Below are 21,164 nucleotides of genomic sequence, written 5' to 3' on the forward strand. Positions count from 1 at the left end.
AAGGCCGCGGCAGTCGATGCATGCCGGCCTACGCCGCCGCGAGATCGGCGCAGTCGCGCGGTCAGTGCGCGCCGCGCATGCGCAGGTAACGATAGACCGTGTTGCGCGCGAGTCCCAGTTCACGCGAAGCCGCGGAGATGTTGCCACCATGGCGGGCGAGCGTCTGCTCGATCAACGCGGCTTGCCATTCGGTCATGCGCTGAAGGGGGCGCGGCGTGGCGCGGAACGGCGAACCATGCTGCGTCCGGAACGCGTGCTTGTCATCGATGTCAACGGACGGTTCTTCGTCCGCCTTTGAGCGCGCGGCCGCATGTTCATCGAGGAAATCTTCCGGCAGATGCTCGATGCCGATCGCGTCCGCGCCATCCGCCATGATGCTCGCGGTGCGCAGCACGTTCGACAGCTGCCGCAAATTCCCGGGCCAGCGGCATTGCGCAAACAGCGCGAGCACGTCGGCGCTCACGCGCGCGGGGGTCCGGCTGTCTTCGCGTCGCCGCGCGTCCAGCATGCTTTGCACGAGTGTCGCGAGATCGGTCCGCTCGCATAACGCGGGCAACGTGACGACGAGCCCGTTGATCCGGTAATACAGGTCCTCGCGGAAGGTGCCGGCGTCGATCATTTCGCGCAGGTTGCGATGCGTCGCGCAGATGATCCGCACGTCGACCGGAATCGCACGTGTGCCGCCGAGCGGCACGATCGAGCGCTCCTGCAGCACGCGCATCAGCCGGACTTGCTGCGCAAGCGGCATGTCGCCGATTTCATCGAGAAAGAGCGTGCCGCCGTCGGCTTGCAGGATCTTGCCGACGCTGCCGCGCTTGCGCGCGCCGGTGAAGGCGCCGTCTTCGTAGCCAAACAGCTCGGCTTCGATCAGCGTCTCAGGCAGCGACGCGCAATTGACCGCGACAAACGGCGCCGCGCGGCGCGGCGATTCGTGATGAAACGCGCGGGCGAGCCATTCCTTGCCGGTGCCGGTCTTGCCGAGCACGAGCAGCGGAATGTCGCGCTCGCCTATCTTCTCGACCCGGCGCAGAACCGCGGCCATTTTTGCGTCGCCGGTATCGAGCGTGGCGAAGCTGGCGGGATGCGCGCCGGAGCGCGTGTCGGCGGCATCGGTCGCGGCCCGGCCGCCTGCGCTTTGCGCGAGGTCTCGCGCGTCGCGGCGCGCCGTTGGGGCGGCCACGAATGCCGGCCGCGCCCGGCACTCGGCTCGCGCGACCACGCGCACGCCGCTTGGCAACGTGAGCGTCATGCATTCGCTCGGCGCGCGTTCCGCCTGCTGCACGAGCGCTGCGAACGGCGTGCCGAACAGCACGTCGAAAGGCTGCCGGTCGAGCACCGCGAGCGAGCGGCCGAGCTGAAAGAGCGCACTGCGGTTCGCCGACAGGAAGCGGCCGTCAGGCGCGAACGCGGCAAGACCTTCGAACAGCGTGCCGATGAACTCGGCGCGCGCATGAAAGCGCACGCGCAATGCGTCGGCAAACTGATTCGCAAACAGATGGTTCTCGATGATCTGCGCGGACATCCGCACCAGCGCGAGCGTGTGCTTGTGAAAGCCGCGGGTGTCGCCGCGTGTGTCGCCGCTGACGTCGAGCGCGCCGATCGTGCGGCCGTACGGATCGACGATCGGCGCGCAGGAACACGTCAGGATGCGGTTCGCATGCAGAAAGTGCTCGCCGCCGTGCACGACCGTCGGTTGCGCGTCCGCGAGCGCGGTGCCGATCGCGTTTGTGCCGCGGTCGGCTTCTGCCCATGAAACGCCGGCGCACAGCGCGACGCGCCGCGCTTTTTCGACGAAATCGCTGTCGCCAAGGCTATGCAGGATCACGCCGTTGCTGTCGGTGAGCAGCACCATGCTTTGCGTATCGACGATTTGCGCATGCAGCGTTTCCATCACCGGCAGCGCATGCGAATACAGCGACTGATTGCGATCGACGAGATCCAGCAACAGGTTGTGCCGCAGCGGATGAAAATCGGGCGCCTCGTGCTGATGCAGACCGAAGTCGCGCGAGCGCGCGTGAGCTTGCGCGATCACCTCGAGTTGCGCGGCGGGTTGCCCGATAGCGGAACGAGGATTCACAGGCTTGTCTCCGGTGGGAATGCGAACCGGTTTGCATGCGGGAAGCGTCCGGTTTCAGCATCTCTTCGTGCCATTTATTTGGCACTGCAGCATGTCAATTCTAGTCAGCAGTCATCTTACAGGACGTGGCGCTGATGTGCCGGACGAGATGATTAGAAGTGTTATACGTTCATTCGACGTGACGCGCCGTACACGCAAGCATGGGCACGGCGCGGCGATATGCGCGAGTGCGTCGCGGCGCTTTTTTCATCGCCATGTTTTGACGGAACACGGCGTGGTGCGCATGGAGCTGGGAGACGTCATCTCGACGATAGCGGCGTTTGTCACGCACGCAGGCATTGTGTTGGCCATCCATGGCGTGTTCGACGAGCGTACGGACGTGTTCCGGCTGGGCGAGCCGTCAATTTCGATTGCGTCGATTGCGTCAATCGCGCCCGGCACTATCGGATACGTGCCGCCGATGCCGATACCGACGCTGTGGCCGAGCGGCGAGCAGCGGCTGAACCGCTGATATCCGGTCGGCTTGCGCGTGTCGCTGACCCCGAATCCGGTGCCGCGACGCTGATGCCGCCCCCGCCGTTTTGCACCGCCGCAGGGCCGGATTCGCGGCTCGTCTGCACCGGCATGGGGTGCGGTAACGGAAAACTTGCGGCGCGGCGCAAGTCGTCTAAAGTGAATGAAATCGTCTGGATCGTGCGCTTGCGCACGGTCCTCGACGATTCGACCCGCGCTCGCGTTCCGCGATGAAGGCACCCGAAGGGCAGGCGCGGCCCTGGCGACATGCGTTCAACCCGGCAGGCAATTCCCATGCAGATCATTTTCCTGAACGAAACCCCCGAGTATTCGGGGCGAGAGCTTACGCTGGCGTTTCCGGCGATGGTCGATGGTGAAAGGGTGGAATGCATGATTACCGCCGAGGCGCTCGAGGACCATTTCGGCGCGGCGTCGCCGCGCATCGAAGACATGCTCGGCGCGTTCGACGCGCACCGTCAGCGTATCGAAGCCGCGGCAAGGCGGCTTTTGTACGAGACGCGCGCGCAGTGCGTGGTGCTGCGCAGCGGCTATGTGCGGTTTTACGAAGCAAACGTCCGCGTATAAATCCTTCCCCGGAACGTCGGACATCTGTCGTCGCGCGCGGCGCGCCGTCGCCCGGCGACAACCGTGGGACCGCGCCCGCTCGTGTTTACCCGCGGTTTACCCGCACGCGAAGCACGATCGGCCCGCTGGCGCGGGCAAGCTACTCCGCACCCAGATAGAAAAAGCGGAGCAGGAACACCACCGCAATGATCCAGACCACCAGCTTCACCTGCCGCGCGTGCCCCGTCAGCAGCTTCAGGCCCGCATAGGAAATGAAGCCGAACGCGACACCATTCGCAATCGAATAGGTGAACGGCATCATCAAGGCGGTGAGGGCGGCCGGCACGACTTCGGTGGCGTCGTCCCAAGGCAGGTCGGCCAATTCGCGCAGCATCAGGCACGACACATACAGCAGGGCCGGAGCGGTCGCGTACGGCGGCACGACGCCGGCGAGCGGCGCAAAGAACAGGCTCAGCAGGAACAGCACGGCGACCGTCAATGCGGTTACGCCCGTGCGGCCGCCCGCCTGAACACCCGAAGCGCTTTCGATATACGCGGTGGTCGACGACGTGCCGAGCACCGAGCCGGCGAGAATCGCGGTGCTGTCCGCCAGCAGCGCGCGGTTCAGCCGGTGCATCTTGCCTTCGACGAGCAGGCCCGCGCGATTCGCGACGCCCATCAGCGTACCGGTGGCGTCGAACAGTTCGACGAGGAAGAACACCAGCACGACGTTGAGTATGCCGGTCGACAGCGCGCCATGAATGTCGAGCTTGAAGAGCGTCGGTTCGATCGACGGCGGCGCGGAGACGATGCCGTGGAATTCGTTGCCGCCGAAGAAGAAGCTCAGCACGGTCACGCCGACGATGCCGATCAGGATCGCGCCGCGCACGTGCAGATAGTCGAGCGTGACGATCGCGAAGAAGCCGATGACCGCGAGCACCACATGCGCGTCGTGCAGGTTGCCGAGCGTGACGAGCGTGGCGGGGTTGCCGGTGACGATGCCCGCGGACTTCAGCGAGATGATCGCGAGAAAGAGCCCGATGCCGCCGGTGATTGCGATCCTGATTGAATGCGGAATGCCGTTGACGATCACCTCGCGCACCCGAAACAGCGTGACGATCATAAAGAGGCAGCCGGAGATGAATACGGCGCCCAGCGCCGCCTGCCATGGAAAGTGCATGCCCTTGACGACCGTATACGCGAAGTACGCGTTGAGCCCCATGCCGGGTGCGAGCGCGATCGGGTAATTCGCGTAGAGGCCCATGATGACCGACGCGAGCGCCGCGACGATGCAGGTTGCGACGAACACGGAATCTTTCGGCATCCCTGCGTCGCCGAGAATCGCGGGGTTGACGAAGATGATGTAGGCCATCGTCAGGAAGGTTGTCACACCTGCCAGCACTTCCGTGCGCAGGGTCGTGCCTGCTTCGTCGAAACCGAAATACCGTTTTACCGAGTCCATGGGCCGATTCTCTCGTCGGGTTGAGTATTGTTGTCAAAGGAGACTGCCAGCAAAGCGGCCGTGGTCGGACAGCCACGGGGCGGATTGTAAACATGAATCGGCCGGCCGGGCAGCAGGGGATTCCTCGACGTCGGCTAAACACAACCCCGCCTTCACGTCGGCGTGGTCTTCCCGATCCGGTCCAGCACCGCGTTCAGCAAATCGATAGGCAACGGAAACACGATCGTCGAGTTCTTGTCCGCGGCAATTGTCGTGAGCGTCTGAAGGTAACGCAATTGCATCGCCTGCGGCTGCTGCGCAAGCATCTGCGCCGCCTGCAGCAGTTTTTCCGACGCCTGCAGTTCACCCTCCGCGTGAATCACCTTCGCGCGCCGCTCGCGCTCCGCTTCCGCTTGCCGGGCAATTGCGCGGATCATCGTCTCGTTGATGTCCACGTGCTTGATCTCGACCGTCGAGACCTTGATCCCCCACGCGTCCGTTTGCGCATCGAGCACTTTCTGGATATCCGCATTCAACTGCTCGCGCTCGGACAGCAGTTCGTCGAGCTCATGTTTGCCGAGCACCGCGCGCAGTGTCGTCTGCGCGAGCTGGCTGGTGGCCTCGAGATAACGCGCGACCTGGATCACCGCGCGTTCCGGATCGACCACGCGAAAGTAGACCACCGCGTTGACCTTCACCGACACATTGTCGCGCGTGATGACATCCTGCGGCGGCACGTCGAATACGACGGTGCGCAGGTCCATCCGCACGACCTGCTGCACGACCGGAATGATCAGCACGAGCCCCGGTCCCTTCACTTTCCAGAAGCGCCCCAGCATGAACACGACGCCGCGTTCGTACTCGCGAAAAATGCGGATCGACGATGCGATCAGCAACGCGACGACCACAATCAGAATGCTGCTGAAACCGAATGTGAAACCGATCATCTGCGTTCTCCTTGTTGTGATGTTGCACCGGACGCCACGACCGTCAGCGTGAGCCCGCGGCGTCCGGTGACGCGCACCGTGCGGCCCGCCGGCAGCGGTTCGTCGCTTTCGACATGCCAGCGCTCGCCGTGCACGCGCGCCCAGCCGGAGCCTGAGCCGCCTTCGTTGCCGCCGGGCGGCGTAAGCCCATCGTCGAGCATCACGCCGACGCTGCCGATCAGCGCCTCCGAGCCCGTCACGACCGGGCGCTTACGCGCGCGCAACGCCACGCCCGACACCGCGAACACGAATAGCGCGCCGAACAGCGTCACGCACGCGATTACCGGCAACGGAATGCCGAAACCGGGGACGTCGGTGTCGATCAGCATCAACGCGCCGATCGCGAATGCGACGACGCCGCCGAAGCCGAGCGAGCCGAACGTCGGCAGGAACGCCTCGGCAATCAGGAATGCGAGGCCGAGAAAAATAAGGCCGAGTCCGACGTAGTTGATCGGCAGCAATTGCAGCGCGAACAGCCCGACCAGCAGGCTGATGGTGCCGGCCACGCCCGGCAGCACGAAGCCGGGGTTCGCGAACTCGAAGAACAGGCCGTACATGCCGATCATCAGCAGGATCAGCGCCACGTTCGGATCGGTAATGACCGACAGGAAGCGGCTGCGCCAGTCCGGCTCGAACGTCAGCACATTCGCATGCGCGAGCGCGAGCCGTTGCTCGCCGCTCGCGGTCGTGACGGCGCGGCCGTCCAGTTGACGTAGCAGGTCCGGCATATCACGCGCCACGATGTCGATCACTTTCTGTTCGAGCGCTTCGCGTGCCGACAGGCTCACCGCTTCGCGCACTGCGCGCTCCGCCCAGGCCGCATTGCGGCCGCGCAGTTGCGCGAGGCCGCGAATGTACGCGGCGGCGTCTTGCACCTGCTTGCGCGTTTCGGTCGATTGCGTATCGACGGCGGGCGGCGTGGCGGCTGGGGATGCGGAGGCGCCGGACGTCGGCTGATCGGCTTTGCCGCCGGGCGCGGCGCGCGGCAATGCGGGGGCCGCGCCGGGCTTCGGCTCATCCGCGCCGCCCATGCCGATCTGCACCGGCGTCGCGGCGCCGAGATTGGTGCCGGGCGCCATCGCGGCGATGTGGCTCGCATAGACGATGTACGTGCCCGCGCTGGCCGCCCGTGCGCCGCCCGGCGCGATATACGCGGCAACCGGCACCGGCGAGCCGAGCATCGCCTTGATGATTTGCCGCATCGACGTATCGAGGCCGCCCGGCGTGTCGAGCTGGAGTACCACCAGAGCCGCGCGGTCCTGCGCGGCGTGCGCGAGGCTGCGCACGATAAAGTCGGCGCTCGCCGGGCCGATTGCACCATTGACCGGGATGACGACCACCTCACCCGGCGCGCCGGCGGCCTGCGCGGCAAGCGGGCTGAAGGCGGTCCCCCCTCCGCCGGCCAGCGCTGCGAGCGCGACCGGCAAAACCGCGCGCACCGCACGCAGACACCCGCGGCGCAGGGTTCGATACGCGATCGCTCGCGCCGCCCGCGCCAGCCCACATGCGGTGAGGTGCATGGACCGCATGCCGGTTTGCCGGTACGGGAGAGTCGGGTAGGTTCTCATCGTCGGCGGCCGGTGCGCCGCTCGACGGATCATGGCGCCGGCGGCGACCGGCCTCGAAAGGAGGCGTGTTATTAAGCTTAGTCGGATTCCGGCGAATGCGTGAGACCGGCACGTGTGGCGCGATGTGTATCGCGATAATCGGCGGGACGCATGCCGGTCCAACGCCGGAACGCGCGATGAAATGCGCTCGGTTCCGCGAAGCCGACCGATGCGGCGACATCGGCGACGCTGCGATCCTCATTGCACAGCGCCGCGATCGCGAGCTCGCGCCGCAGGTCGTCCTTGATCGACTGGTACGTATAGCCTTCGTGCTTCAGGTGACGCCGCATCGTGGCTTCAGCGATATGCAGATGCCGTGCGATTCCGTCTGCGCCCGGCCACGCGGTGGGCGGCAGCGCGCGCAACGCGCGGCGAACACGCGCGGCGAGCGAGCCGGGGTGACGGTATTTGACGACGAAACTGGCGGGCGCATTGCGCAAGAAGGTCTTGACTGACTTCGCGGTCTGCACGACCGGCAGTTCGGCGAATGCCGGCGACAGATCGATATACGAATCGGGCTGGCCGAATGCGAGGTCGTCGCAGAACATCAGCCGGTATTCCTGTGCGGCCGGCGGCTCCGCGCAGCGAAAACGCGCTTCGATCAATGGAATGCGCCGCCCGACCAGCCAGCACACGAGCCCGTAGACGAGGATGAAGTAAGTTGCATACGCAAACATCGTCGGTGCCGGTGCGCCGTCACGCTCGATGAACGCGATGCGGGTGCGCTTTTCGTCGGTCGTGAGTTGCGCGCTGAGATCGTCGAGCACAAGGCGCATAAAGCCGACGGCGCGCGCGAGCGCCTGCGCGCCGTTGCGCGCGGTGAGCGCCGTACGCGTCATCGCGATGAAGCTGCCGCTTTTCATCGGGTGCGAATCCTGGCCGAGGAACTCGTCGTCGAGCGCGCGCGCGAGGCCGGCCCACAACGCGCCATATTGCGCGGAGGACACGCGGTTCCTGCGCGACGCGAGCAGCGGCGGCGCGATGCCGGCCGCTGCGACGAGCGGCGCGACGTCGACGCCGCGAGCGCGCGCGAGCGCCAGTGTTTCTTCGACGAGAACCGCGGAGATCGTGCCTTTTTCGGCTTTCGCAATCATTGCATTATGGCAAACGCGCTCAGATTGAATGCGCGTCGCGGCCGTTCGTGCCGCGATTTTGCACTGCACACATCCGCACGCGGGCGTGTGTTATGGCAAATGCGCTCACTCACAATGATCGGGCCTGGCATCGAACCTGTCCAGCGCGTCGCCTACACTGAGTCGTATCACACACGATGCGGAGAATTCCGCGCACGCCATGGACGACTTCTATACCGACGAGCAGCGGATGATTCGCGACGCCGCACGCGATTTCTCGGTCGAATGCCTGAAGCCGCACGCCGCGCAGTGGGACCGCGACGGCCGGCTGCCCGATACGGTCGTCACGCAAATGGCCGAGCTCGGCCTGCTGGGCATGATCGTGCCGCCTGAATGGGACGGCACCTTCACGGATTACATTGCCTACGCGCTGGCGATAGAGGAAATCGCAGCCGGCTGCGCGTCGTGCGCGACGCTGGTCAGCGTACACAATTCGGTCGGCTGCGGGCCGGTCCTGAACTACGGCAGCGATGCGCAAAAAGAACGCTATTTGCGCGAGCTTGCCACCGGGCGCCTGCTCGGCGCGTTCTGTCTGACCGAGCCGCAGGCGGGTTCCGACGCCGGCAGCTTGCGCACGCGCGCGGAACTGCGCGATGGGCAGTGGGTACTGAACGGCAGCAAGCAGTTCGTGACCAACGGCTCGCGCGCGGACCTCGCGATCGTGTTCGCGGTGACGGATCCGGAGCGCGGCAAGCGCGGCCTGTCCGCTTTTATCGTGCCGACCGGCACACCCGGCTTCAACGTCGGACCGCCGGAGAAAAAGCTCGGCATCCGCGCGTCCGACACATGCCCGATCTCGCTCGACGAATGCGCGGTACCCGAGGCAAACCTGCTTGGCGAGCGCGGCGAGGGCCTGAAAATCGCGCTGTCGAATCTCGAAGGCGGGCGTATCGGCATTGCCGCGCAAGCGGTCGGCATCGCGCGCGCCGCGTTCGATGCGGCATGCGCGTATGCGGCCGGGCGGACGCAGTTCGGCAAGCCGCTCAAGGAACATCAGAGCGTGGCGAACATGCTCGCTGACATGACGACGCGTCTGAACGCCGCGCGCCTGCTCGTGCATCACGCGGCGCGATTGCGTAGCGCCGGGCGGCCGTGCCTGTCGGAGGCCTCGCAGGCGAAACTGTACGCGTCCGAAATGGCCGAAGAGGTCTGTTCGAATGCGATTCAGATTCACGGCGGATATGGGTATCTCGAAGACTATGCGGTCGAACGTCACTATCGCGACGCGCGCATTACGCAGATCTACGAAGGAACAAGCGAAGTTCAAAGAATGGTTATCGCCCGCCACGTTTGAGTGCAAAATGATTCGCCAATAGAGCGCGTTTGCGTCAATGCGCCAACACTGATCTATGCGCCATGTGAGTCGAGGGATGCGCTGCAGCGCTAACCTCCGTATGCGGCGCAGGATAGGAGACAACCATGACGGCAGCCGACGGCTTTGTCGAGGCACGCGATCTGTTGTTGCGTCATCGTACCGACTACGAACGCGCGTATCGCGAGTTTGAATGGCCGGCGCTCGGCGAGTTCAACTGGGCGCTCGATTACTTCGATACCGTCGCGCGCGATAACGACAACCCGGCGCTGTGGATTGTCGACGGTCCTGAAGACGACGGCCTGAAGCTGTCGTATGCGCAGATGGCCGAGCGCTCGAACCGGACCGCGAATTTTCTGCGCGAGCTGGGCGTAGGCCGCGGCGACCGGCTGCTGCTGATGTTGCCGAACCGCGTGGAGCTGTGGGATGTGATGCTCGCCGCCATGAAGCTCGGCGCAATCGTCTTGCCCGCCACCACGCAGCTTTCCGCCGACGACGTGCGTGACCGTGTGCGCGTCGGCGGTGCGAATGTCGCGGTCGTCGATAGTGCGGAGCTCGCGAAGTTCGATGCGCTCGATAAACCACTCACGCGCATTTCGGTTGGCGCGCCGCGCGCCGGCTGGACCGATATCGCGGCCGCCGCACACGCATCGCCGTTGTTCACGCCCGACCGCCTCACGCCTGCAACGGACCCGATGCTGCTGTATTTCACGTCCGGCACGACGTCCAGACCGAAGCTTGTCGAGCATACGCACGCAAGCTACCCGGTCGGCCACCTGTCGACGATGTACTGGATCGGCCTGCAACCGGGCGATATTCATTGGAATATCAGTTCGCCTGGCTGGGCGAAGCACGCATGGAGCTGTTTCTTCGCGCCGTGGAATGCGCAGGCCTGCGTGTTCGTCCATAACTTCGCGCGCTTCGTGCCGAAAGACACGCTCGAGGTGCTGGTGCGCTGCAAGGTGACGACGCTTTGCGCGCCTCCGACGGTATGGCGGATGCTGGTCCAGGAGCCGCTCGCATCGTACCCGGTGACGCTGCGTGAGATCGTCGGCGCGGGCGAGCCGCTGAACCCCGAGATTATCGAGCGCGTGCGGCGTGCATGGGGCATTACGATTCGCGACGGCTACGGGCAGACCGAAACCACATGCCAGATCGGCAACTCGCCGGGGCAGCCGGTCGTGCCCGGTTCGATGGGACGGCCGCTGCCTGGCTACCGGATCGAACTCGTCGATGCGGACGATCAGCCCGTGAACGAAGGCGAAATCGCGCTGCCGCTCGCCCAGCGTCCGCTCGGCCTGATGACCGGCTACGCGAACAACGACGCGGCGACCGGGCAGGCGATGCGCAACGGCTACTACCACACGTCTGACGTCGCATTGCGGCGCGACGATGGTTATCTCGTCTACGTCGGCCGTTCCGACGACGTGTTCAAGTCGTCCGATTACCGGTTGAGCCCGTTCGAGATCGAAAGCGTGCTGATCGAACACGAGGCGATCGCTGAAGCGGCGGTGGTGCCGAGTCCGGACGCGGTGCGCCTGTCCGTGCCGAAGGCGTTCGTTACCGTGCGCCAGGGGTTCGACCCGAGCGCTGAAGTGGCGCGCGATGTGTTCCGCTTCGCGCGCGAAAAGCTCTCGCCGTACAAGCGGATTCGCCGGCTGCAGTTCAGCGAATTGCCGAAGACGATCTCCGACAAGATCCGCCGCGTCGAGTTGCGCTGCCGGGAGCACGAGCGCACCGGGCAGCCGGAACGTTTTCCAGGCGAGTACTGGGAAGAGGATTTCCCCGACTTGCGCTGAGCGCGCGAGCCGGATTCAGATACATCAGCGACGGCGCGCGCCGCGCAGACATCGATACCCACCGACATCCACCGATACCCGCAGTCCGATGCGGACAAAGGAGACACCGAGCATGAGCGCCATTCCCACCCCCGTCGCCGGCCGCGACGTCGACACCGTCAAATTGCTGATCGACGGCGAGTTTGTCGAATCGACATCCACTGAGTGGCGCGACATCGTGAACCCGGCGACGCAGCAATTGCTTGCGCGCGTGCCGTTTGCGACTGCCGCGGAAACCGACGCCGCGATCCGCGCCGCGCATGCGGCGTTCGCCACCTGGAAGAACACGCCGATTGGCGCGCGGATGCGGATCATGCTGAAGTATCAGGCGCTGGTGCGCGAGCATATGCCGCGCATTGCGCACACGCTGTCCGCTGAGCAGGGCAAGACGATACCGGACGCGGAGGGCGATATTTTCCGCGGCCTTGAAGTGGTCGAGCACGCGTGCTCGATCGGCACATTGCAGCAGGGCGAATTCGCGGAGAACGTCGCGGGCGGTGTCGACACCTATACGCTGCGACAGCCGATCGGCGTGTGTGCAGGCATCACGCCGTTCAACTTCCCCGCGATGATTCCGCTATGGATGTTTCCGATGGCGCTCGTGTGCGGCAATACGTTCGTGCTGAAACCTTCCGAACAGGACCCGATGTCGACCATGCAGCTGGTCGAACTCGCGCTCGAAGCAGGGGTGCCGAAAGGTGTGCTGAACGTCGTGCACGGCGGCAAGGCGGTCGTCGATGCGCTGTGCACGCATGAGCTCGTGAAGGCGATTTCGTTTGTCGGTTCGACGGCCGTCGGCACGCATGTGTACCGGCTCGGCAGCGAGCACGGCAAGCGCGTGCAGGCGATGATGGGCGCGAAAAACCACGCGGTGGTGCTGCCCGATGCGAACCGCGAGCAGTCGCTGAACGCGCTGGTCGGCGCGAGCTTCGGCGCGGCCGGTCAGCGCTGCATGGCGACCTCGGTCGCGGTGCTGGTCGGCGCGGCGCGCGAGTGGGTGCCGGAACTCGTCGCAAAGGCGAAGCAACTGACGGTGAACGCGGGCAGCGAGCCGCACACCGACGTCGGACCGGTCGTGTCGCGCGCGGCGAAGGAACGGATTCTCGGCTTGATCGACAGCGGTGTGAAACAAGGGGCGACGCTTGCGCTCGACGGGCGCGGCGTGAAGGTCAGCGGGTACGAAAACGGCAATTTCATCGGCCCGACGATCTTCACCGATGTCACGACCGACATGGACATCTATACGAGCGAGATTTTCGGGCCGGTGCTCGTCGTGCTGCACGTGCCGACGCTCGACGATGCGATCGCGCTCGTCAATCGCAACCCGTTCGGCAACGGTGTCGGCGTCTTCACGCAGAGCGGTGCGGCGGCGCGCAAGTTTCAGAGCGAGATCGACATTGGCCAGGTCGGTATCAACATTCCGATTCCGGTGCCGGTGCCGTTTTTCAGCTTCACCGGCTCGCGCGGCTCGAAGCTCGGCGATCTCGGACCGTACGGCAAGCAGGTCGTGCAGTTCTATACGCAGACCAAGACGATCACCGCGCGCTGGTTCGACGACGAGCCGGCGAGCGGCGTCAATACGACCATCAGCCTGCGTTGACGCCAGCCACGCGATAGGACGCGACGAACGGGAACCGGAGACACCATGATGAAAATCGGTTTTGTAGGGCTCGGCAATATGGGGGCGCCGATGGCGCGCAATCTGCTGAAAGCGGGGCATGCGCTGCAGGTGTTCGACGTCAGCGCGAGCGCGCTGCAAACGCTGGTGGAAGCGGGCGCGCAGGCAGCCGCTTCGCCGAAAGCGGCGGCCACGGACGTCGAATACGTGATGACGATGTTGCCGGCTGCCGCACACGTGCGCAGCGTGCTGACCGGCGACGATGGCGTTCTGGCCGGCATCGCCCGCGGCGTGACGATCGTCGATTCGAGCACGATCGATCCGGCGAGCGTCAAGGCGTTCGCCGCACTCGCGCAGCAGCAGGGCAACGCATTCGTCGATGCGCCGGTGTCGGGCGGCACCGGCGGTGCGGTGGCGGGCACGCTGACCTTTATGGTGGGCGGCAGCGCGAGCGACTATGAGCGTGTGAAGCCGGTGCTGTCGGGGATGGGCCGCAATATCGTGCATTGCGGCGACACCGGCACCGGGCAGGTCGCGAAGATCTGCAACAACCTCGTGCTCGGCATCACGATGGCGGGCGTCGCGGAAGGGATGGCGCTCGGCGAAGCGCTCGGCATCGATCCGCAGGTGCTGGCCGGCATCATGAATACGTCGACCGGGCGCTGCTGGAGTTCGGATACCTGCAACCCGTTTCCCGGCGTGATCGGGAGCGCGCCCGCGTCGCGCGGCTATACGGGCGGGTTCGGCACCGACCTGATGCTGAAGGATCTCGGTCTCGCGACCGATGCGGCGAAGCTCGCGCGGCAGCCGGTTTTTCTCGGCGCGCTCGCACAGCAGCTTTATCAGGCGATGAGCACGGACGGCGCGGGCAAGCTCGATTTTTCCGCGGTGATCAAGCTGTACCGGCGCGAGGCCGATGCAGCGTGATAGGGAGACGCGGGCGCGTCGTCTCGCGCCTGCGCGTTGGTTCCGGGTGCGGGCGCGCGCGGTTGAAAAAAGCATCAGGGCACGAGCAGAAGCGACATCGTGCAGATCACCGGCGGCCGGGGAAACGTCACCGCGGCGTGTCTCACTGGCGGCCGTGGAAACGTCACCGTGGCGTGCCTCGCCGATGGCCGTGGAAACGTCACCATGGCGCGTTCTCACCGACGGCCGGGAAGCGTCACCATCGAATATCCCGCCACACGCCGGATGCAAATGCCGGCCATCGCCGCCACCAACCGGTGCGGCCTGCCGCGGCCCGCAACGGCCGATCAATCGTCGAGCGTTTCGTGCACGGCGACTGCGCCCTGTTTCCAATAACTCGCGGCGCGAATCCTCGCCTTGTCGATGCCGCGTTCGTTGACGAGGTGATAGCGCACCGCGCGCATCGTCGCCGCTTCGCCGGCCGCCCACACATAGCCTTCGCCATCCGGCAACCAGGTTTCGCGCACCGCTTGCAGCAACGCGACGCCGCGACCGCCGGTTTCGCTGCGATAGCGCCATTCGCTGTACACATTGGCCTCGGTGGCGAACTCGATGCGCGCGGAAGGATCGCCGACTTCGATAAGGGTCGCGACGCGCGTGCCCTTCGGCAATTCTTCGAGGCGCCGCGCGATGGCCGGCAGCGCGGTATCGTCGCCGATCAGCACATGCCAGTCGAAGCCCGTCGGAATCACCATCGAGCCGCGCGGTCCGCCGATGCCGAGGTATTGCCCGGGCTGTGCGCGCGCGGCCCATTCGGCGGCGGGCCCCGCTTCGTGCATGGCGAATTCGAGGTCGAGTTCGCGCGTGGCGCGGTCGTAACGGCGCGGCGTGAAGTCACGAGCGACCGGGCGTGCGTCGCCTTCAGCGAATACCGGACCGTCTGGGCCGGCTTGCGGGATTACCGGCTTGTCCGCGCCCGGGGCGGGGAAGAAGACTTTGACATGATCGTCAAACGACGCCGACTCGAAGTCGTGCAGGTCGTCGCCGGTCAGCGTCACGCGCGTCAGGTGCGGCGTCAGATGCCGGACCTGCGTGACTTGCAGCAGGCGAAACTTCAGCGGATGGCGCACGCGCGTCACCGCAAGATCGGAGCGGTTTTGCATACGGAAACACCTTTGGATGGACGAGAGGGAGGCCCAAGGCCTGGCGTCAGGCCTTGCCGCCGTCTTCAGTTTTGCGTTCGATTTCAGCCGTGGCGCGCGCGAGAATCGCGGCGATGCGGCGCTGCTCGTCAGGCGAGGCGTTGTCGCGCAGCAGCAGTGCGTGCTTCAGCGCGCGGCGCGCTTCGATGAATTCGGGCAGCCAGCCGTGGCCGCCTGCGCCCGTTGCGCCGCCGAACTCGTCGCCGCCTGCGTTGCCGCCTGCTTCGCCGCCTGCGTTGCCGCCTGCTTCGCCGCCTGCTTCGCCGGCGAACGCGCGCCGCACCATATCCATCTTGCGCGCGATATGGCTGAGCTTGGCGAGCATCAGGTCCGCACGCTCGCGGTTGGCCGCGAGATAGGCGCGGCCCGCGTCGGCCAGTTCGTAACGCTTGCGGTTGCCTTCCATCTGCACCGTCACGTACCCGAGTTCTTCGAGGTACGTGAGCGCCGGATACACCATGCCGGGGCTCGGAGCGTAGAAGCCGTTCGAGCGCGCGTCGATTGCCTTGATCAGTTCATAGCCGTGGCTCGGCTGTTCGCCGATCAGTGCGAGCAGCAGCAGTTGCAGGTCGTCGGACGTGAACCTGCGGCCGCGCGGAAAGCCGTCTCCTTCGTCGCTGAAGCCGCCCGGGCCGCCGCCCGAAAAACGGCCGCCGCCGCGCGGATGATGGCGGCCGATTGCCTGCCACGCGTGCCACAGGCGATGCAGCGAAAACGGCTCGGCGAAGCCGGCGTGGGCTGCGGCATGGCGCCCGTGCGAGCCATGGAAATAGTGGTGATCGCGCATGTGCGAACTCCTTGAGCGGTTGAGATAGTCCGACAGATATGTCGAAAGATATATCTCAAGATATATATCTAAAGATACTTTGTCAAACCGCTTTTTCGAGATGATTCGGTTTTCGCCACGGCAAAGCCGCGGTCAACGTGCTAATCTTGCACCGTTTCGAAATCCGACAGGGCAAAACGGACACCATGGATGTAATCGATCCGACTGCCGTGCAGCGTGCCGTCTTCGTCGTCGCCGAGCGGCACGACGTGCTCGATACACCGTGGCACGCGGAGCGGCGCGTGCAATTCGTGTACGTCAGCGAAGGGGTGCTGACTGTGCGCACCGACAGCGGGCTATGGGTGGTGCCGCCGCATCACGCGGTGTGGCTGCTGCCGGGTGCACTGCACCGCGCAAGCGCGCTCAATCCGGTGGTGATCCGCACGCTGTGCGCGGACACCGAGGCCGTGCCGGTACCGGCCGAAAATTGTGTGGTGTCGGTCGAGCCGCTGATCGACGAATTGCTGCTCGCGGCGGCGCAATTCGGCGCGGATTATCCGGCCGAGGGGCCCGAAGCGCGGCTGATCGACGTGATCGTCGATCGCCTGCCGCTGCTCGCGGCTGCGCCGCTCTCGCTGCAATACCCGCGCGACCGGCGCATTTTGCGCATTGCCGACGCGCTGATCGCGCACCCCGCGCAATCCGGCGTGCTCGATGAACTCGCCGCCCGCGCGGGCGTGACCGCGCGCACCGCGGCGCGGCTCTTCGTGAAGGAAACGGGGCTCACGTTCGGACAGTGGCGTCAGCAACTTCGTCTGCTGATCGCGCTCGAGCGGCTCGGCGCCGGGACGAGCGTCACGCGGGTCGCGTTCGAGGTCGGCTACAACGACGTGTCGTCGTTTATCGCAGTGTTCAAGGATTCGCTCGGCGAAACCCCCGCACGGTATTTCCGCTGACGGTGGGCTGACGAGCCAGGACGGGCGAAGCGCCGCGGGTCCGGGCGCAGCCTCGTGGCGCACGCGATGCACGACGCCGCCCCTCAATACGCCGCCCTTCAATACGCGACGCGCGCTCGCCGCCGCCCAACAGTCGTCCGCGTGATCCAGATCGCCCGAATGTGCCGCTCTGATGCGTGCGACCAAGCTCCTTCGCAAGACGAGTTCCGGCAAACGAGGCCTGAATTGAAGGCATTTTGTATGCTTTCGCATTCACGCGTTGTCTCTACGTTGCGCTAAAGATTATCCGCGGGCCGCCGTTAAAGCCGGTCATAAGCCTGAAAAACGGGACCGACACACGAGCTGGCGCAATGCCTGCCCATGTTGTTCGAGAGTTTCGTGCCGCCCGCAAAGCGGCCAACCACACACCTACAGAGCCGATATATGGCGCGATCGATGCCACAAGCTTCGCCGAACACTTCGTTTTTCGGACGCCTGTTCCGCTACTCCGTCGCCGTCGACCTCGGCACGGCCAATACGCTGATCTACACCGACGATGGCGGCATCGTCGTCAATCAGCCGTCGGTGGTGTGTTTCCAGAAGCAGATGTCGACGGAAGGGCGCAGGCGCGTCGCGGCGGTCGGCAGCGAGGCCAAGCAGATGCTGGGCCGCGCACCGGGCAATCTCGAACCGGTGCGGCCGATGCGGCACGGTGTGATCGCGAATTTCCCGGCTGCCGAACACATGATCCGTCAGTTCGTCGATATGGCGAAGCCGCGACCGTTCTTCGCGCGGCGCGCAGCGTTCACGATCTGCGTGCCGGCCGGCGCGACGCAGGTCGAGCGGCGCGCGATTCGCGAAGCGGCGGTGGCCGCGGGCGCGTGGAAGGTCAACCTGATCGAGGAATCGCTTGCGTCGGCGGTGGGCGCGGGGCTGCCGGTGTCCGAAGCGACCGGCTCGATGGTGGTCGATATCGGCGGCGGCACCACGGAAATCGGCGTGATCGCGCTTGGCGGAATCGCGTACAGCGGGTCGATTCGGGTCGGCGGCGACCAGTTTGACCAGGCGATCGTCAACTATGTGCGCACCGTGTATGGCGTGGTGCTCGGCGAGCAGACCGCCGAGCACGTGAAAAAGACTATCGGCGCGGCGCTGCGCGAGGCGCCGCGCAAGACGATGTTTGCGACCGGCCGCAGCGTCGATGACGGCTTGCCGCGCACGATCGAGATCAGCACGCAGGATGTTGCCGAGGCGATCGCGGTGCCGCTGCGGCAGGTGCTGGTCGCCGTGAAGGCGGCGCTCGAGAACGCACCGCCCGAACTCGTCACCGACATCGCGCACGCCGGCATTGTGCTGACGGGCGGCGGCGCGCTGCTCGGTCATCTGACCGGATATCTGTCGGGCGAACTGGGTCTGGACGTGCGCGTCGCCGACGAGCCGCTCACGTGCGCGGTGCGTGGCGCTGGCGCGGCGGCCGGAGCGGGCCTGATCGACGCATACGTGTACGAGTAGGAGCGAAGGCCGAAGACCGATGCGTCGGGCGGTGCGCGAAGGGCTTCGTGCATGAATCTGTCGTGGCGGAGAAACTTATGCGGCGCTGTGCGCAGCCGTTGTCCGGTCGCTCACTCAGGGCCGTGACGCGTGGCCCCGAGCTGTCGCACTTGCACGCGTCCGTGCTGCGCGCCTCTCCTGTTGCTATGTAACAATACCGCGTCGTCGGCGCGCCTGCGCCTGCATAGTCATGCACGTGGTCGCACGCGCCGCCTCTCTTCTCGCTTGCCTCTCCCGCCTGTGAACGCACCTGCTTCCCTACCGGCCGCAACGCCGTCATTCATCGAATTGAGCCATGGCCTGAGCATGCCGTATGTCGAGCGGGGCGCAGGCGACTTGCTGCTCTTCGTGCACGGCTCGCTGTGCGACTACCGTTACTGGCAGCCGCAACTCGACGGTTTGTCGGATCGCTACCGGTGCGTCGCGGTCAGCCTTACGCACTACTGGCCGAATGCCGATACGCCGGCGCGCTTTCCGTTCAGCTGGAGTCGCCACGCCGACGAACTCGCCGAATTTATCGAGCGCCTCGGCGCGGGTCCTGCCCATGTGATCGGGCATTCGCGTGGCGGCGCCGTGTCGTTTCATTTTGCGCGCCGGCATGCGCGGCATCTGCGCACGCTGACCCTCGCGGACCCGGGCGGGCCGTTGCAGATTGCCGGCCGGCCGCTTGCGCGCCTGCCGGAAACGGTCAATGCGCTGCGCGCGCGGGCCGCGCAACTCATCGAAGCAGGAAGCGTGGACGCAGGCCTGCAACTCTTCGTCGATTCGGTGAGCCGTCCGGGTTTCTGGGCAAAGAGCACGGCGGCGTTCCGCACCATGGCGCTCGACAATGCGCATACGCTTGCGCGCCAGTTCCGCGATCCGCTGCCGGCCTACGTGCGCGACGAAGCCGTGCAGGTGCGCTGCCCGCTGCTGTTGATCGATGGGGAGAAGAGCCCGGAGATGTTCAAACGGACTGCGACCGCGCTCGCTTCATGGTTGCCGGACGCGCGCCGCAAGACGGTTCACGGCGCGTCGCATGGAATGAATCTCGCACATCCTGCCGCGTTCAATCGGTACATCGACGAATTCGTGCGCGACGCAAGCGTCACGCATCGCGGCGCGGCGTGATGTGCGGCGTGCGCGCTTCATCGGCGCGCACGCGATAAACCTTCAGCGCTTCTTCTGCTTGGGCTTGCGATGCGCGTCTTCATCGAGCGCGCGTTCCGCCGTTTCGCCGACCAGGCCGCAATAGTAAAGATGCGCGCCGATCGCGAGCGAGTCGTTGCGAATTTCATGGAACGCCTTCCACGCCTTCGCCGGGTTCTTGAACACCAGATAGTGAGCCTGCTGCGAAATCAGCCGCGCGACTTCGTGCAGGCCGTGGCCATGCAAGCGGTCGACGAGCGCGTCGAGACTGTCGTGCGTGCGCGCATCGGTGCGCGGGTAGAGCATGTGCAGTACCGCGATCTTTTCGCTGGCAAGCGCCGCTGACATAGCCAGCACGATGTCCTGGTGATTCAGCGCGGTGACGACGGCTTCTTCCTGCTCACCGGTATCCGGGAACAGCGCTTCCATACTTAGAGTCATGTTTGACATCCCTGTTTAATCCGTTTCATCGACAGCTATACATCACGCAAAAAACCAGCACAACTTGCGATGATGCACAGATGGAACATTGAGTGACAGCAGTATCGCAGACTGGTTCGCGCGTTGTCCGGTTCCAATGGGCAAAAGATTGTTGCATCCAGAGTGCTTTCTTTCATTTTGTCGGTTTCGCGTATGCCCTTGTGCCGGGCTTTGTATCGACGAGTGTTTCTTCCGGTGGCAAGCATTGTTGCGTATAACGACGCAAAGTTGACGAACCCTCGCCGTAGAATGCAGGTCGATTATCAGAGCGGGTGGCAGCGCGTCACATTGCATTCAGGTGTTAACGGCGGCTCGCGCAATGAATTGATACGAGGACTTCGAATGAATAGCTCAGGCGCACACGCAACGCTGACGTTTTCGGACAGCAGCGAGAAAATCGACTTGCCGATCTACAAAGGGGCGATGGGCCCGGACGTGGTCGACATCCGCAAACTGTACGGCCAGACCGGCAAGTTCACGTACGACCCGGGCTTCATGTCGACGGCATCGTGCAATTCGGCTATCACGTACATCGACGGTGACAAGGGCGAACTGCTGTACCGCGGCTATCCGATCGACAATCTCGCGCAAAATGCGGATTTCCTCGAAACCTGCTACCTGTTGCTGAAAGGCGAACTGCCGAATCCGCAGCAAAAGGAAGAGTTCGTCAATGCCGTCACCACCCACACGATGGTGCACGAGCAGATGCATTTCTTCTTCCGCGGCTTCCGTCGCGACGCGCACCCGATGGCGATTCTGGTGGCGGCGGTCGGCGCGCTGTCCGCGTTCTATCACGACTCGCTCGACATCACGAATGCGGATCACCGTGACGTATCGGCGATTCGCATGATCGCGAAGCTGCCGACGCTGGTCGCGATGGCGTACAAGTACAGCATCGGCCAGCCGTTTGTGTATCCGCAGAACGACCTTTCGTATAGCGCGAACTTCATGCACATGATGTTCTCGACGCCGTCCGAGGAATTCAAGGTCAACGATGTGCTGGTGCGCGCGCTCGACCGCATCCTGATCCTGCATGCGGACCACGAGCAGAACGCGTCGACTTCGACGGTGCGTCTTGCGGGTTCGTCGGGTGCGAACCCGTTTGCG

18 protein-coding genes are annotated in these 21,164 nt (G+C 64.9%); 10 read left to right on the forward strand and 8 right to left on the reverse strand.

The window, feature by feature from the left end; genetic code table 11:
- Window positions 1–61: 61 nt before the first annotated feature.
- Complete coding sequence (locus HV675_RS05495) at window positions 62–2,077, reverse strand: sigma-54-dependent Fis family transcriptional regulator (RefSeq protein ID WP_175109773.1); 2,016 nt, start codon at window positions 2,075–2,077, stop codon at window positions 62–64.
- 91 nt (window positions 2,078–2,168) lie between these two features.
- Here HV675_RS05495 and HV675_RS05500 point away from each other — a divergent pair, with 91 nt between their 5' ends.
- Together HV675_RS05500 and HV675_RS05505 are read left to right on the forward strand one after the other, a co-directional pair.
- Window positions 2,169–2,588, forward strand: coding sequence for a DUF2964 family protein (locus HV675_RS05500; RefSeq protein ID WP_175109774.1), 420 nt, complete (start codon window positions 2,169–2,171; stop codon window positions 2,586–2,588).
- Window positions 2,589–2,884: 296 nt separating this feature from the next.
- Window positions 2,885–3,175: a DUF1488 family protein gene (locus HV675_RS05505; RefSeq protein ID WP_175109775.1), complete on the forward strand. Its 291-nt coding sequence runs from the start codon at window positions 2,885–2,887 to the stop codon at window positions 3,173–3,175.
- A gap of 139 nt (window positions 3,176–3,314) precedes the next feature.
- On the opposite strand, the gene HV675_RS05510 is transcribed toward HV675_RS05505, so the two are convergent.
- The 4 genes from HV675_RS05510 to HV675_RS05525 all read right to left on the reverse strand — a co-directional run bounded on the left by HV675_RS05510 (window position 3,315) and on the right by HV675_RS05525 (window position 8,282).
- Window positions 3,315–4,616, reverse strand: a complete 1,302-nt coding sequence (locus HV675_RS05510; protein WP_175109776.1) for an NCS2 family permease — start codon at window positions 4,614–4,616, stop codon at window positions 3,315–3,317.
- A gap of 152 nt (window positions 4,617–4,768) precedes the next feature.
- A complete protein-coding gene (locus tag HV675_RS05515; protein ID WP_175109777.1) occupies window positions 4,769–5,542 on the reverse strand; it encodes a slipin family protein in 774 nt (257 codons plus the stop codon).
- Window positions 5,539–7,149, reverse strand: a complete 1,611-nt coding sequence (locus tag HV675_RS05520) for an NfeD family protein (protein ID WP_175109778.1) — start codon at window positions 7,147–7,149, stop codon at window positions 5,539–5,541. The genes HV675_RS05515 and HV675_RS05520 overlap by 4 nt, the downstream gene beginning before the upstream one ends.
- A 77-nt stretch (window positions 7,150–7,226) precedes the next feature.
- Window positions 7,227–8,282, reverse strand: a complete 1,056-nt coding sequence (locus tag HV675_RS05525) for an AraC family transcriptional regulator (protein WP_175109779.1) — start codon at window positions 8,280–8,282, stop codon at window positions 7,227–7,229.
- 199 nt (window positions 8,283–8,481) lie between these two features.
- Here HV675_RS05525 and HV675_RS05530 point away from each other — a divergent pair, with 199 nt between their 5' ends.
- From HV675_RS05530 to mmsB, 4 genes are all read left to right on the forward strand, one after another.
- The gene (locus HV675_RS05530) at window positions 8,482–9,615 is read left to right on the forward strand and encodes an acyl-CoA dehydrogenase family protein (RefSeq protein WP_175109780.1); all 1,134 of its coding nucleotides are present in this window, start codon (window positions 8,482–8,484) and stop codon (window positions 9,613–9,615) included.
- A gap of 125 nt (window positions 9,616–9,740) precedes the next feature.
- Entirely contained in the window at window positions 9,741–11,432 is a 1,692-nt protein-coding gene (locus tag HV675_RS05535; protein WP_175109781.1) for an AMP-binding protein, read from the forward strand.
- Between the two features lie 112 nt (window positions 11,433–11,544).
- Window positions 11,545–13,071 (forward strand): CoA-acylating methylmalonate-semialdehyde dehydrogenase, encoded by a 1,527-nt coding sequence (locus HV675_RS05540; protein ID WP_175109782.1) that lies wholly within the window; start codon window positions 11,545–11,547, stop codon window positions 13,069–13,071.
- 48 nt (window positions 13,072–13,119) lie between these two features.
- Window positions 13,120–14,016, forward strand: coding sequence for a 3-hydroxyisobutyrate dehydrogenase (gene mmsB / locus HV675_RS05545; protein WP_175109799.1), 897 nt, complete (start codon window positions 13,120–13,122; stop codon window positions 14,014–14,016).
- 326 nt (window positions 14,017–14,342) lie between these two features.
- On the opposite strand, the gene HV675_RS05550 is transcribed toward mmsB, so the two are convergent.
- Both HV675_RS05550 and HV675_RS05555 read right to left on the reverse strand, forming a co-directional pair.
- Window positions 14,343–15,158: a siderophore-interacting protein gene (locus HV675_RS05550; RefSeq protein WP_175109783.1), complete on the reverse strand. Its 816-nt coding sequence runs from the start codon at window positions 15,156–15,158 to the stop codon at window positions 14,343–14,345.
- A gap of 46 nt (window positions 15,159–15,204) precedes the next feature.
- Window positions 15,205–15,984, reverse strand: a complete 780-nt coding sequence (locus HV675_RS05555) for a PadR family transcriptional regulator (RefSeq protein ID WP_175109784.1) — start codon at window positions 15,982–15,984, stop codon at window positions 15,205–15,207.
- A gap of 185 nt (window positions 15,985–16,169) precedes the next feature.
- Between HV675_RS05555 and HV675_RS05560 the strand changes: the two genes are divergently transcribed.
- From HV675_RS05560 to HV675_RS05570, 3 genes are all read left to right on the forward strand, one after another.
- Window positions 16,170–16,919, forward strand: a complete 750-nt coding sequence (locus HV675_RS05560; RefSeq protein ID WP_175109785.1) for an AraC family transcriptional regulator — start codon at window positions 16,170–16,172, stop codon at window positions 16,917–16,919.
- A gap of 435 nt (window positions 16,920–17,354) precedes the next feature.
- Complete coding sequence (mreB, locus tag HV675_RS05565; RefSeq protein WP_175109786.1) at window positions 17,355–18,410, forward strand: rod shape-determining protein; 1,056 nt, start codon at window positions 17,355–17,357, stop codon at window positions 18,408–18,410.
- A gap of 345 nt (window positions 18,411–18,755) precedes the next feature.
- Window positions 18,756–19,559 carry an alpha/beta fold hydrolase gene (locus HV675_RS05570; RefSeq protein ID WP_175109787.1) on the forward strand — a complete coding sequence of 268 codons (804 nt, stop codon included), beginning with the start codon at window positions 18,756–18,758 and terminating at the stop codon, window positions 19,557–19,559.
- A 42-nt stretch (window positions 19,560–19,601) separates the two neighbouring features.
- Here the strand turns inward: HV675_RS05570 and HV675_RS05575 are convergent, their stop codons facing one another.
- Window positions 19,602–20,018, reverse strand: coding sequence for a hypothetical protein (locus HV675_RS05575; protein ID WP_175109788.1), 417 nt, complete (start codon window positions 20,016–20,018; stop codon window positions 19,602–19,604).
- Window positions 20,019–20,399: 381 nt separating this feature from the next.
- Between HV675_RS05575 and HV675_RS05580 the strand changes: the two genes are divergently transcribed.
- The coding region (locus HV675_RS05580; RefSeq protein WP_281364009.1) for a citrate/2-methylcitrate synthase at window positions 20,400–21,164 on the forward strand (765 nt) is incomplete at its 3' end.

The organism is Paraburkholderia solisilvae, from assembly GCF_902859875.1.
Classification (GTDB): Bacteria; Pseudomonadota; Gammaproteobacteria; order Burkholderiales; family Burkholderiaceae; genus Paraburkholderia; species Paraburkholderia solisilvae.